Annotated in this window: 9 protein-coding genes and 1 pseudogene; 4 read left to right on the top strand and 6 right to left on the bottom strand. The window is 65.9% G+C overall.

Annotation, left to right across the window (positions count from 1 at the left end; translation table 11 throughout):
• Positions 1-55: 55 nt before the first annotated feature.
• Both VRZ08_RS16685 and VRZ08_RS16680 read right to left on the bottom strand, forming a co-directional pair.
• Entirely contained in the window at positions 56-1,363 is a 1,308-nt protein-coding gene (locus VRZ08_RS16685) for an NRAMP family divalent metal transporter (protein ID WP_205523576.1), read from the bottom strand.
• A gap of 120 nt (positions 1,364-1,483) precedes the next feature.
• Complete coding sequence (locus tag VRZ08_RS16680) at positions 1,484-2,404, bottom strand: DMT family transporter (protein WP_346296460.1); 921 nt, start codon at positions 2,402-2,404, stop codon at positions 1,484-1,486.
• A gap of 97 nt (positions 2,405-2,501) precedes the next feature.
• Here VRZ08_RS16680 and VRZ08_RS16675 point away from each other — a divergent pair, with 97 nt between their 5' ends.
• On the top strand, positions 2,502-3,365 hold the full coding sequence (locus VRZ08_RS16675; RefSeq protein WP_414533257.1) for a LysR family transcriptional regulator: 864 nt from the start codon (positions 2,502-2,504) through the stop codon (positions 3,363-3,365).
• 164 nt (positions 3,366-3,529) lie between these two features.
• Here the strand turns inward: VRZ08_RS16675 and pdeM are convergent, their stop codons facing one another.
• The 3 genes from pdeM to VRZ08_RS16660 all read right to left on the bottom strand — a co-directional run bounded on the left by pdeM (position 3,530) and on the right by VRZ08_RS16660 (position 8,425).
• Complete coding sequence (pdeM, locus tag VRZ08_RS16670) at positions 3,530-4,204, bottom strand: ligase-associated DNA damage response endonuclease PdeM (protein WP_414533315.1); 675 nt, start codon at positions 4,202-4,204, stop codon at positions 3,530-3,532.
• A 115-nt stretch (positions 4,205-4,319) separates the two neighbouring features.
• On the bottom strand, positions 4,320-7,007 hold the full coding sequence (locus tag VRZ08_RS16665) for a ligase-associated DNA damage response DEXH box helicase (RefSeq protein WP_414533256.1): 2,688 nt from the start codon (positions 7,005-7,007) through the stop codon (positions 4,320-4,322).
• Between the two features lie 197 nt (positions 7,008-7,204).
• The gene (locus tag VRZ08_RS16660; RefSeq protein ID WP_408018847.1) at positions 7,205-8,425 is read right to left on the bottom strand and encodes an ABC transporter substrate-binding protein; all 1,221 of its coding nucleotides are present in this window, start codon (positions 8,423-8,425) and stop codon (positions 7,205-7,207) included.
• 344 nt (positions 8,426-8,769) lie between these two features.
• Between VRZ08_RS16660 and VRZ08_RS16655 the strand changes: the two genes are divergently transcribed.
• Complete coding sequence (locus VRZ08_RS16655; protein ID WP_164633899.1) at positions 8,770-10,116, top strand: outer membrane protein; 1,347 nt, start codon at positions 8,770-8,772, stop codon at positions 10,114-10,116.
• A gap of 180 nt (positions 10,117-10,296) precedes the next feature.
• Here VRZ08_RS16655 and VRZ08_RS16650 read toward each other — a convergent pair whose 3' ends face one another.
• Positions 10,297-11,271, bottom strand: a complete 975-nt coding sequence (locus tag VRZ08_RS16650) for a methyltransferase domain-containing protein (protein ID WP_414533255.1) — start codon at positions 11,269-11,271, stop codon at positions 10,297-10,299.
• 58 nt (positions 11,272-11,329) lie between these two features.
• On the opposite strand from VRZ08_RS16650, the gene VRZ08_RS16645 reads away from it, so the two are divergent.
• The gene (locus VRZ08_RS16645) at positions 11,330-12,373 is read left to right on the top strand and encodes a ligase-associated DNA damage response exonuclease (RefSeq protein WP_414533254.1); all 1,044 of its coding nucleotides are present in this window, start codon (positions 11,330-11,332) and stop codon (positions 12,371-12,373) included.
• Positions 12,370-12,707 (top strand): annotated as a pseudogene (locus VRZ08_RS16640) (ATP-dependent DNA ligase); the annotation flags it as partial. The gene VRZ08_RS16645 and the pseudogene VRZ08_RS16640, both read left to right, overlap by 4 nt.

Genomic DNA, 12,707 nt, shown 5'->3' with positions numbered 1-12,707 from the left:
AGATTCCGGGTTCGGTCGCTTCGCGCCCCCCCGGAATGACGGCGTATGGGGCTAATTAAAGCAAATAGCCCACCGCCATTGCCACCACGCTGACACCCATCGCGGCGGTCGAGAGCCAGCCGAGCCAGTGCAGCGGGCCGCGGACGACGAAGCCGTGCATGGCGTCGCGGCGGCGGGCAATCAGCATCAGCAACACCATCACCGGTACGGCCAGGACGCCGTTGATCACCGCGCTCCAATACAGCGCCGAGATCGGGTTGATCGGCGCGAAATTGAGCGCGATGCCGAGCACAGCCGACAGCGCCAGTACGCTGTAGAACGCCACCGCCTGCTTCGGCTTGCGCGCCAGACCGACCGGCCAACGCCTCCCCTCACCCACCGCATAGGCGGCCGAACCCGCCAGCACCGGAATCGCCAGCAAGCCGGTGCCGACGATGCCGAGCGCAAAGATCCATTCGGCGAACGAACCGGCAATCGGCTGCAGCGCCTCGGCAGCCTGCGCCGAGGTTTCGATATCGGTCTTGCCGCTGGCGTGCAGCGTGGCCGCCGCGGTGATGATGATCGCCAGCGCAATCAGATTGGAGAACGCCATGCCGATGATGGTGTCGGCCCGGATGCGCTGGAATTCCTGTGGCGCGTCCTGTGGCGTTTTGATCAGCGGCTTCTTGTGCGGATCGATCCGCTCTTCCTCCGCCTCTTGCGAGGCCTGCCAGAAGAACAGATAGGGCGAGATCGTGGTGCCGAGGATCGCCACGATGGTGGTGAGATAAGTGCTGCTCCAGGCGACGTGCGGGATCAGCACGCCGGCGGCAGCCTGTCCCCAGTCGACTTTGGCGGCGGCCAGTGCGCCCACATAGGCGAACAGGCACAGCGTCAGCCATTTCAACACAGAGACGTAGCGCTTGTAGTCGAAGAAAATCTGCGCCAGCACCGAGATCGTCCCGAACGCTACCACGTAGAACAGCGCCGGCCCGCCGATCAGCAGCTTGGTGGCGTCGGCCATCGCGGCGAGATCGGCGGCGATGTTGATGGTGTTCGCAGTGAACAGCAGCACCACGATTACGGCGAGCAGGCGGCCGGAATAATGCCGACAGACGTTGCCGGCGATGCCGTGGCCGGTGACGCGACCGACCCGGCCGGAAATCTCCTGGATCGCCACCATCAGCGGAAACGTCAGCAGCATGGTCCAGCCGATGCCGTAACCGAGCTGCGCGCCGGCCTGACTGTAGGTACCGATCCCGGACGGATCGTCGTCGGAGGCCCCGGTGATCAGGCCAGGTCCGAGCGTTTTGAAGAAGCCGCGGAGCCGGAAGGTTTGGAGGCGTTGGACCTTGGGCGCCCCATCCGGGGCTGGATCGATCAAGTCTGGCCGGTCGAACTCTCGTCTGGCGTCAAAGGTCACGCTCGGGATCCCGGCTAGGTGGACGAGCTCCAACGTAGCGGAAGCCGCTTCGTTCCGGCAGCGGAACGCTCCACCGGCAATTCAGCCTGCCGGGACAGCCGGACGCGCCGGCCTTGTCACAAGATAGATTCCGATCGCCACCGGGATCACACCCAGCAAATCTCGGCCATCGATCGATTCGCCAAGCACCAGCCAGGCGAACAACATCGCCAGCGGCGGCATCACGAAGTGCCAGGCGCTGGCCGCCGTCGCGCCGTACAGCGTCAGCAGCCGAAACCACAGCCAATAGGCGATGATCGAACCGCCGAGCACCAGGAAGGCAAATGCGCCGGCGAGCCGCCAGCTCGGGACGATATCGTTGACGCTCGACAGCGAGAACGCCAGCGGCGTCAGCGCAAGCCCAGCGGCGAGATTCTGGATGCCGTTGCCGATCCACAGGCTGCCACTCGGCGCCAGACGCTTGAACAGGATGGTGCCGGCGACGATCGAAGCCAGCGAGGCCAGCGTAAAGCCGAGCCCGGTCCATGCCTCGGCACCGATCGCGACGCGGTGCCAGACGATGAAAGCGACCCCGGCGACACCCAGTACCAGGCCGGCGACCTTTCGCCAGGTCAGCGCCTCGTGCAGCAGCAGCGCGGCCGCCACCGCGGTGAATACCGGATTAGCGCTGACGATCAGCCCGCCGATGCCGGCCGAGACGGTCTGCAGCCCGACATAGCCGAGGCCGAGATACAGCGCGTTATTGGCGAGGCCGAGCAGCGCGCAAATCGCGACATCGCGTGGCCGCAACGTCCACGACTCGCGGCGCAGCGCCGAGATGCCGAGGATCAGAATGCCGGCGAGGCTGAATCGCGCCGCCAGCAGGATCAGCGGCGGGCAATCGGAGACGCCGACTTTGCCGGCCACGAAAGCGAAGCTCCACAGCGCGCAGAACAGCACGATCTGGAGGGCACGCGGGTTGAGCAGCGGCGAGGCGAGCGAAACGGCGGGCGTAAGCGACATCGAAAACGTCTCCTGATGCCTCGGCTTAGGGGCTCGCGTTGTCATTGGGAAATTAAATGATAAAATCACACTCAGTGGATTTTCGAATGAGGCTGCGATGCTCGATCTCGAACTGCTGCGCAGTTTCGTCTCGGTGGTGGAGGCCGGCGGCTTCACGCGCGCCGGCCAGCGCGTGCACCGGACGCAGTCGACGGTGAGTCAGCAGATCAAGCGGCTTGAGGACGATCTCGGCCAGCAACTGCTCGACCGCAGCGGCAAGGACGTGCTGCCGACCGAGGCGGGCGAGCGGCTGTTGTCCTACGCACGACGCCTGCTCGCACTCGCCGAAGAGGCACGCGATGTGGTCGGGCGGCCGAGCACCGAGGGCGCGGTGCGGCTCGGGATTCCGGAAGACTTCGCGCTGTACAGGCTGCCGCGGCTGCTCGGCAATTTCTCGCGCGCCCGTCCCGGCCTGCGGCTCGATGTCCGCGCCGATCAGAGCCTGAATTTGAAGCGCGATCTCGAACGCGGCGATCTCGATCTCGTGCTGCTCAAGCGCGAAGCTGGCGGTGCCGGCGCGGTCGCGGCGTGGCCGGAGCGCGTTTACTGGGTGAACAGCAAGAGCCACCCGTGCAACCCCAAGGCCAACTCGGTGCCGCTGATCTTCTTTCCCGGCGGCTGCCTATATCGGCGCCGCGCGATCCACGCGATCGAAGCCGCCGGCCGGCGCTGGCACATGGCCTATACCAGCTCAAGCCTCGCCGGCATTCAGGCCGCAGTCGCGGCCGGGCTCGGCCTGTCGATCCTGTCGGAGATTTCAATTCAGGCCGATCATCGCAAACTCACCGCGCGCGATGGCTTCCCGCCGATCGAACGCACCGAGCTCGCGCTGATCGCCGCCCCGCAAGCCAGCCCGGCAACGTTGCGGCTCGCCGACAGGCTCGCCGAATTTTGCGAGGAGGTTCACTCCAAGGCAGCGTGAGACGTTCTGCGGCTTGAGGCCCGTCAATCGTGTCGACCTCTCAGCGGGTCATTCCGGGGCGCGCGTAGCGCGAACCCGGAATCTCGCCCAACATCGCAGTCGTCGAGATTCCGGGTTCGCTCGCTTTGCGAGCGCCCCGGAATGACTCGTGGATAGTTCTGGAATCAGCAACACCGCGAGGCGGCGATGGCGTGGAGGCGGTTGTCGCCGAGCACGTGGGCGGTGAAAGCCGCACCGCCGAACAGTCTCGCAAACGCCGCATCGCGAATGTTCAGCCCGCCCGTATAGGCGCCGAACGCCGGCATCACCACGCGCGTTCCGTCGCCGGCAAAGCAGCGCCGCTCGATGCTGCGGCCGCGGCGGCTGACCCGCGCCTTCGGATGCAGGTGGCCGGCGATCTCACCGCAGGCGCCGGTGGGCTCGTGGCGGAACGCGACGGCACCGACCGCCACCTCGGCCGCAACGCTGCCGCCGAGATCGGCCGGCAGGTCCGGATCGTGATTGCCGGAAATCCAGATCCAGTCGCGCCGCGCCTGCAGCGCGGTAAGGATGTCACGATTGGCGGGCGACAGCCGGCCATGAGCGTCGCGGTCGTGGAAGCTGTCGCCGAGCGCGATCACGGTGGCCGGATTGAACCGCGCGATCACCGCGCCGAGCCGTCCGAGCGTCGCTACCGTGTCGTAAGGCGGCAGCAACACGCCGCGCATTGCGAAGCTCGAGCCTTTTTCGAGATGCAGATCGGAGACGACCAGCAGCCGCTCGTCTTCCCAATACAGCGCGCCGAATAGATCGGCGACCAGCGTCACGCCGGCGATGGTAACGACAGACACCTCTTCCAGTTCGTTCGAAGCGCGGTCTGCGAGCAAAACAATCCACCCGTAGGATGGGTTGAGCGAAGCGAAACCCATCGATTCAATGCGCGCGTCTGATGGGTTTCGCTTCGCTCAACCCATCCTACGTGGATCCCATCGCCTCGCGGACCAAGTCGTCGGCGGCTTCGGCGAGCAGGACGTCGGAGGCCTCGCCGTACACGGCTTCCCGGCCGATTTCCAGCATCACCGGCACCGCGAGTGGCGACACCCGATCGAGTTCCTTGTGGACGATGCGCCCGTTGATTCGCATCAGCATATCACTCAGCCGCCGCAAATCGAGCAGCCCGGTGGCGGCGTCGGCGCGGGCGGCGCGCAATAGCACATGGTCGGGCTGATGCTTGTTGAGGACGTCGTAAACGAGGTCGGTTGAAAACAGCACCTGTCGCCGCGACTTCTCTTCGCCAGCGAAGCGCCGCGCGATCAGGCCGGAAATGATCGCGCAACTGCGGAAGGTGCGCTTCATCAGCGCCGACTCCGCAAGCCAGGCTTCGAGATCGTCGCCGAGCATGTCCGGATCGAACAGCGCATCGAGATCGAGCCGGCCCTGCCGGATCATCTGCGACATGTCGCTGAGACCCCACACCGCGAGCGCGTATTCGTTGGCGACAAAACCGAGCGGCCGCGCGCGAGCGCGTTCCAGCCTCCGCGTCAGCAGCATGCCGAGCGTTTGATGGGCGAGCCGGCCCTCGAACGGATAGCAGACAAGATAAGACTTGGCGGCGCGCGGGAATGTCTCGATCACCAGTTCGCGCCGGGCCGGGACCTGCGACGCCTTGGTCTGCAGCGCCAGCCAGTCGCGCACCTGATCCGGCAAGCCCTTCCATGCCCGCTTGTCGGCGAGCAGCCCGCGGACCCGCTCGGCCAGATAGGTCGAGAGCGGAAATTTCCCGCCCATATAGGACGGCACCCGCGCGTCCTTGTCGTGCGCACGCGAGACGTAGACCTGATCCTCCATCAGTGCCTCGTAGCGCACCACCTCGCCGCCGAACACGAAGGTGTCGCCGGGCGTCAGCCCTTCGATGAAACCCTCTTCGATCTGGCCGAGCATCCGGCCGCCGCGTGCGATCGCGCCGGTGGTACCGCCCCCCTTGGCGCGCGACGAGCGCACCAGCTTCACCTTCAGCATCGCCTCTTCGACGATGGTGCCGACGTTGAGCCGATAGCTCTGCCGCACCTTCGGATTGGCCACCCGCCAGCGGCCTTGCTTGTCCTGCTTGATGCGGGCGAAGCGCTCGTAGCTTTTCAGCGCGTAGCCGCCGCTGGCGACGAAATCGAGCGTGTCGTCGAAGTCGGCGCGCGACAACCCCGCATAGGGAGCAGCGCTGCGAATCTCCGCGTACAGATCATCGGCGAAGAACGGCTCGCCGCAGGCACATCCGAGGATGTGCTGCGCCAGCACGTCGAGCGCCCCCTTGCGCTGCGGCGGGGTGTCTTGCGCATTCTCGGCTACCGCCTCGATCGCGACAGCGCATTCGAGCACTTCGAAACGATTGGCCGGCACCAAAACGGCGCGCGAGGCCTCGTCGATGCGGTGGTTGGCACGGCCGATGCGCTGCATCAGCCGCGAGGAGCCTTTCGGCGCGCCGACATTGACGACGAGATCGACGTCGCCCCAGTCGACGCCGAGATCGAGCGACGACGTACAAACAACTCCGCGCAAGCGCCCTGCTGCCATTGCGTCCTCGACCTTGCGGCGCTGACCGACATCGAGCGAACCGTGATGCAGCGCGATCGCGAGGTTGTCGTCGTTGATCCGCCAAAGCTCCTGGAACAGCATCTCGGCCTGGCTGCGGGTGTTGACGAACACCAGCGTCGTGGTGTTGCGCCGGATCAGGTCGTAGATCTCGGGCAACGCGTGGCGTGCGGAGTGCCCAGCCCATGGCAACCGCTCCTTGGTGTCGAGCATCTCGACGATCGGCGGCGCGGCGCCTGTGGCGACGACGATGTCGGCCGAGATAGCCTCGCCGTCCGGCTGCGGCACCAGGAAGCGGGCAAGTTCGTCCGGGTCGGCCACCGTTGCCGACAGCCCGATGGCTCGGAGTTGCGGCGCGATCCGCCACAGCCGGGCGAGGCCCAGCGATAGCAGATCGCCGCGCTTCGACGTCACCAGCGCGTGCAGTTCGTCGAGCACGATGCGCCGCAAGGAGCCGAACAGATAGGGCGCATCGTCGGAGGCGAGCAGCAGCGCGAGCTGTTCCGGCGTGGTCAGCAGAATGTCCGGCGGATTGCGCCGCTGCCGCGTCCGCCGCGACACCGGCGTATCGCCGGTGCGGGTCTCGACCCGGATCGGCAGCTTCATCTCTGCGATCGGCGTCTCGAGGTTGCGCGCGATGTCGACCGCAAGCGCCTTGAGTGGCGAGATGTAGAGCGTATGGAGCCCGCCACTGCGCGGGACCATTCCTTCTGCCCGCCCGCGGGGAGAAGGTGGCGCGGCAAGGCTAGCTTGCTGCGCCGGAAGAGGGGGCGTCTCGGCAAGCGAGGCTGGTTCAACCGGGTGAAACTCATCAGCACCCTCACCCGGCTTGCCGGCATTGCCGACAAGCCGACCTCTCCCGGCAAGCGGGCTTGAAGAGGACAGTTCCACCAGCGACGGCAGAAAGCCGGCCAGCGTCTTGCCGGCGCCGGTCGGCGCGATCAGCAGGGCGGAGCGTTGCGCCTGTGCCTTTTCCAAAAGCGCAAGCTGATGGTCGCGCGGCGCCCAGCCGCGTTCGGCGAACCAGCGGCGGAACCGGTCGGGCAGCAAATCGGAGGAAGAATCGGCGACGCTCACCCCGCCAAGCTAGGCATTCGCCGTGCGGCGGTCGAGGTTGGGCGCGAGAAATGCTCGCCGCCTGCCAGTCTCTGCCGCATCACGGTTCGAGACGCCTGGCTAACGCGCAATGCTTCTCACCCTTGAGGACCCCACGCCGTAACGAAAACCCCGGCCGCGCTTCCGCTTGGCCGGGGTCATCACAGCAGGCGCGGCTGTTACTCCGTGAACGGCTTCTCCGAGATGTCCCAATCGGTGCCGTTGAAGGTGGCGATGTAGAGGGTCTTCATCGGAGTGTAGTCGTCCGGCGTGTAGCTGTAGTCGATGCCGTCGAGGAAATAGGGCGAGTGGAAGCCCTTCAGCGAGGTCGCCTGCTTGATCACGTTTTCACGGGTCAGGTTATCGCCGCAGCGACGCAGGATCTCGGCCATCGTCACGGCCTGACCATAGCCCGCGTACGCAATGGTGTTGTCCTTGTCGACGTTGGGCAGGTACTTGGCGCGCAGCTCTTCGAACGCCTTGACGTCCGGATCGTTCTCGAAGCGCGGCACGCCGACCTCCTTCGAGTAGCGAACCGCAACGATACCCTTGGCATTGTCGAGCCCGGCTGCGTTGAGGATCGAGCGGCCGGTCGAACCGGCCGACAGCAGGTGCAGCGGCTTCCAGCCGATCTCGGCGATCTTGCGGATCGACTGCGAGGTCGCCTTGCCGGTGGTGATGTTGAAGAACACGTCGGCGCCGGACTTCGACAGGTTGATGATCTGCGAGTCGATCGTCGGCTCGGTCAGGTCGTAGCTGGCTTCCGCCACCACCTTGGCCTTGCCGCCGGCCTCTTCCAGCACCTTCTTGAACGGCCCCAGGAAGTCGCGGCCGAAATCGTCGTTCTGGTACAGAATCGCCACCTTGGCGTCCGGCTTCACCGCAATGACGTGCTTGGCGAGGATGCGGGCCTCGGTCGGGTACAGCGGCAGGCCCGCCATGGTCCATTTGAAGTTCTTCGGGTCGTTCCACTTCGACGCCCCGGTGTTCAGCAGCAGCTGCGGAACTTTCTTAGAGTTCAGGTACTTGTGGACCGCAGTCTGGGGCGCGGTGCCGAGCGAGCCGTACAGCGCCAGCACTTCCTCCTGCTCGACCAGCCGGCGGGTCGCTTCCACCGCCTTCGGCGCGCTGTAGGAGTCGTCCAGGGTGATGAACTTGACCTTGCGGCCGTTGATGCCGCCCTTCTCGTTCAGCATCTGGAAATAGGCTTCACCGACGCGGCCGAGCACGCCGTAGAGCGAGCCCGGGCCGGAATGCGGGACGGTCTGGCCGATCTTGATTTCGGTGTCGCTGGCGCCCGGATCGTATTTCTTGTCCGCCGCCGTTGCCGCCCCCGCGGTCAACATCACCGCCGCGATCGCCGCCACGGACGTGCGGACGGAGCTGGTGCGCAAATTCATCGAGTTTCTCTCCCCTTGGGTGTGCCGGCTCGAAACGACCGGTTCTTGTTCGGCCGCGGCGCTGTGCGCTTCTGCGGCGGAGCCATCCTGGGCAGAGGCGGGAAGCCAACGCAACCCATCAACCGATTGAATGACCGCCGAATACGCGTAAGGGGCGAGATTTCTGCCGTACAGCGGGCAATGCGAGAGCGACTCGTCGCCGCACCCCGGAACTTTCAAAACCGGGATTTACCGCGTCAATCAATCGTTTACCCGCGATTTTCAGCCGGTGTGGCCGCCCGGGTACAGACGACTCGATGCCGTCCCCGTAATGTTCGCGCAGGTTTAAGAGGGGATTCCCGTCCATGAAACGCATCTTCGCCGGCGTCGTGCTGGCTGGCACCGCCGCCGTCAGCGCCCAAGCGGCCGATCTCGCCGTCAAGGCTCCGTACCTGAAGGCCCCGGTTGCCGCCGTCTATGACTGGACGGGCTTCTACATCGGCGCCAACGTCGGTGTCGGCCTCGGCCGCAACCTGCAGACCCACGCCTATCCGGGCGGCGCCTCGCTCAACACCACCTACCTGCAGCCGCAGGGCGTGATCGGTGGCGGCCAGATCGGCTACAACTGGCAGCTCGGCTCGTTCCTCGGCCCGATGCTGCTCGGCCTCGAAGCCGACATCCAGGGCAGCGGCGCGAGCGACGGCTACACCTCGCTCAACGGCCTCGCCACCAACTACAACCAGAAGCTCGACTGGTTCGGCACCGTGCGCGGCCGCGTCGGCCTCGTGCGCGGCCCGGCGGTCGCCTACTTCACCGGCGGTTATGCGGTCGGCAGCGTCAAGACCACCGTCACCGAAGGTGGTCTGGTGGCGTTCGACAACAGCAAGACCCGCTCCGGCTGGGTGATCGGCTCGGGTGTGGAAGCTGCGCTGGGCGGCAACTGGACCGGCAAGATCGAATATCTGTATCTCGACCTCGGCAACCAGACCGACTTCTTCGGCAATCAGAGCCTGCGCACCGAAGTGCGCGAGAGCATCTTCCGCGCCGGTCTGAACTACCGCATCGGCGGCAACGGCACCTACATCACTCCGCCCCCGGCGAACTGGGCTGGCCTGTATATCGGCGGCAATTTCGGCGGCGCGACCGGGCGTGATCGCTCGAGCCTGACCCTCGGCGGTGCGACCGACGCCTTCAACCTGGCGCCGGACGGTTTCATCGGCGGCGGCCAGATCGGCTACAACTGGCAGGCCTCGAACTGGGTGTTCGGTGTCGAAGCCGACTTCCAGGGCTCGACCCAGAAGGATCAGCGCGCCTCGGTGCTCGGTCCGCGGGCCTACTATGACGCCAAGCTGCCCTGGTTCGGTACCGCGCGTGGCCGCATCGGCTACTCGCTCGGCTCGACGCTGTTCTACGGCACCGCCGGCTACGCCTACGGCAACATCAAGTCCGACATCGTCAGCTCGATCGGCAACTACAGCTTCAAGACCACCAAGGGTGGCTGGGCTGCCGGCGCCGGCATCGAGACTCCGTTCCAGCTGTTCGGCCTGCTCGGCCCGAACTGGACCTCGAAGACCGAATATCTCTACGTTGACCTCGGCTCGACCACCGACGTGTTCGGCGGCACCGGCATCAACACCACCAAGGTCACCGAACACATCCTGCGCACTGGCATCAACTATCACTTCAATCAGCCGGTGGTCGCGAAGTACTAATCTTCGCCTCACAGCGACGGACACAGAGCCCCGGCCTAGCGGCCGGGGTTTTTGTTTGCAGGAACTCCATCATTGCGAGCTAAGCGAAGCAATCGAGGCCTGCGTGAACCACGCTGGATTGCTTCGTCGCTCCACTCCTCGCAATGACGGAAAATCGCTCGGTCCGTTGCCAGAGCTCGGCTAGGTATCGCAAGGCGTCTCGGGTTCGACGCGTCGGATCTCGTCGTCGGGCTTGAAGGCAACGACGACCACCCCCGGCAGCGGGGCTTGATTCTCATTGCGGACCGACGCGTGCTGCAGCAGCGCGACCGCAAGACCTGCCTGCTGCAATTCTTCGCGCAGATAGCTTTCCGCCTGGGCGAATCGCAGCCCGGCCGTCAGCACCACGCCATCGCCAGCATGCGTCTCGGCTGTGACAGCGAGCAGGCCGCCCGGCTGCAGCACTCGCGTAGTTTCGCGGAGCAGCGGCGCCACGTCCTGGATGTAGATCAGCACGTCCGCGGCAAGGATCAGCCCGGCACTCGCCGATGGTTCGTTGACAAGCCCCTGCACCAGATCGGTCACTGCGAGTCGCGCATACACGCCGCTCGCGCGGGCGCGCTCGATCATCTGCGGCGACAAATCGAAGCCGATGATTTCGGAAACGATTGGCGCAAACGCGCGGCCGACCAGCCCGGTGCCACAGCCAAGATCGATTGCGCGCCGGAACACCATCACTCGGCCTGTCGCTGCCCAGACCTCGCGCACCGCCTCGAGCAGCAATGCCGGGCCGCGGTAGCCGAGATCCTCGACCAGCGACTTGTCGAATCGCGGCGCATATTGATCGAACAGCGTGCCGACATAGGCGGGCGACATCGCATCGAGATTGGCGGCGCCGAGCCGCATCAGGCGCAGACCGGCGCCGTGCCGATCGCGCGGATCCGCCGATCGCGCCCGCCGAAACGCATCGATCGCGCCGTCGCGGTCGCCGAGCCGGTCCTGACGAATTTCCCCGAGTGCAAACCACGCCGAGGTAAAGTCCGGCGCCAGCTCGACCGCCTGCGCCAGTAGGTCGGCTGCCGCCTCCGCCTCGCCGCGAGCCAGGAGCTCGCGCGCAAAGCCGTAGCGTCGGTCGGCAAGAACATTTCCGGACGACAGGAACAGGTACGTCGGCATCGACGGAACCCGGCGGGATGAGACTCGTTTGAAAGGTACGCCCGCCTATATAGCGAAGATGCGACCGCACGACATCCTGATGCCGACCGCCGCGGGCCTGTGTTGCAGGCTTGGCGGCTTCCACATCGATCCGGTGCGGCCGGTCGACCGCGCGGTGATTACTCACGGCCATTCCGACCACGCCCGCGCCGGCCATGGCACCGTGCTGGCGACCCAGCCTACGCTCGACATGATGCGGCTGCGCTACGGCGACAACTTCGCGGGCTCAACCCAGGCGGTCACCTATGGCGAGACCATCCGGCTCGGCGACACGACGGTCACGTTCCATCCTGCCGGCCATGTGCTCGGCTCTGCCCAGGTCGCGGTTGAAGCCGGCGGCATCCGCATCGTCGCGTCCGGCGATTACAAGGACGCGCCGGACCCGACCTGCACGCCGTTCGAGATCGTGTCGTGCGACGTCTTCATTACCGAGGCGACCTTCGGCCTGCCTGTGTTTCGCCATCCCGACGCGGCAGGCGAAGTCCGTAAGCTGCTCGACTCCGTTGCGCTGTTTCCAGAGCGCGCGCATCTGGTCGGCGCCTACTCGCTCGGCAAGGCGCAGCGGGTGATCGCGCTGATCCGGCAGGCCGGCTACGACGCGCCGATCTATCTGCACGGCGCGATGGAGAAAATTACGCATTACTATCAGGCATCCGGCATCCCGCTTGGCGAATTACGCCCGGTGAAAGGCGTCAAGAAGGCTGAGCTGGCCGGCACCATCACGCTGGCGCCGCCGTCAGCGACCTCCGATCTCTGGACGCGCCGCTTCCCCGATCCGCTGACCGCGTTCGCGTCGGGGTGGATGCGGGTACGCGCCCGAGCCCGCCAACGCGGCGTCGAACTGCCGCTGGTGATCTCCGACCACGCCGATTGGGACGGCCTCACCGCCACCATCGCGGCCACCGGTGCCGGCGAAGTGTGGGTCACCCACGGCCAGGAAGATGCGCTGGTGCATTGGTGCCAGACCAAGGGCCTCGCGGCGCGGCCGCTCGATTTGGTTGGCTATGGCGACGAAGATGAAGACGTCGGCATGCCGGCCGCCGACGAGGCGAGCGAAGCATGAACCGCTTCGCAGAACTGCTCGACCGCCTCGGCTACGAGCCCGGCCGCAACAACAAGCTGCGGCTGATCACTAATTACTTCCGCGAGGTCGAAGATCCGGACCGCGGCTGGGCGCTGGCAGCGCTCACCGGCGCGCTGTCGTTCCGCCACGCCAAGCCCGGGCTAATCCGCGCCCTGATCGCCGAACGCACCGACCCGGTACTGTTCGGCCTGTCCTACGACTACGTCGGCGATTTGTCGGAGACAGTCGCGCTGATGTGGCCATCGCCGCGAGGCCGAGCTTCCTCCCCTCCCCCTTGCGGGGAGGGGTCGGGGGTGGGGGTCGACGACGGGAC

Source organism: Rhodopseudomonas sp. G2_2311, assembly GCF_047501505.1.
Lineage (GTDB): Bacteria > Pseudomonadota > Alphaproteobacteria > Rhizobiales > Xanthobacteraceae > Rhodopseudomonas > Rhodopseudomonas palustris_H.
The sequence above is the reverse complement of the archived record's forward strand: the minus strand, read 5'-3'. Positions and strand labels throughout refer to the sequence as shown.

Coding starts and splice junctions, on each gene's coding strand:
- VRZ08_RS16660 (WP_408018847.1), bottom strand. CDS start 8,425: ATGAATTTGCGCACCAGCTCCGTCCGCACGTCCGTGGCGGCGATCGCG.
- VRZ08_RS16675 (WP_414533257.1), top strand. CDS start 2,502: ATGCTCGATCTCGAACTGCTGCGCAGTTTCGTCTCGGTGGTGGAGGCC.
- VRZ08_RS16680 (WP_346296460.1), bottom strand. CDS start 2,404: ATGTCGCTTACGCCCGCCGTTTCGCTCGCCTCGCCGCTGCTCAACCCG.
- VRZ08_RS16650 (WP_414533255.1), bottom strand. CDS start 11,271: ATGCCGACGTACCTGTTCCTGTCGTCCGGAAATGTTCTTGCCGACCGA.
- VRZ08_RS16645 (WP_414533254.1), top strand. CDS start 11,330: ATGCGACCGCACGACATCCTGATGCCGACCGCCGCGGGCCTGTGTTGC.
- VRZ08_RS16655 (WP_164633899.1), top strand. CDS start 8,770: ATGAAACGCATCTTCGCCGGCGTCGTGCTGGCTGGCACCGCCGCCGTC.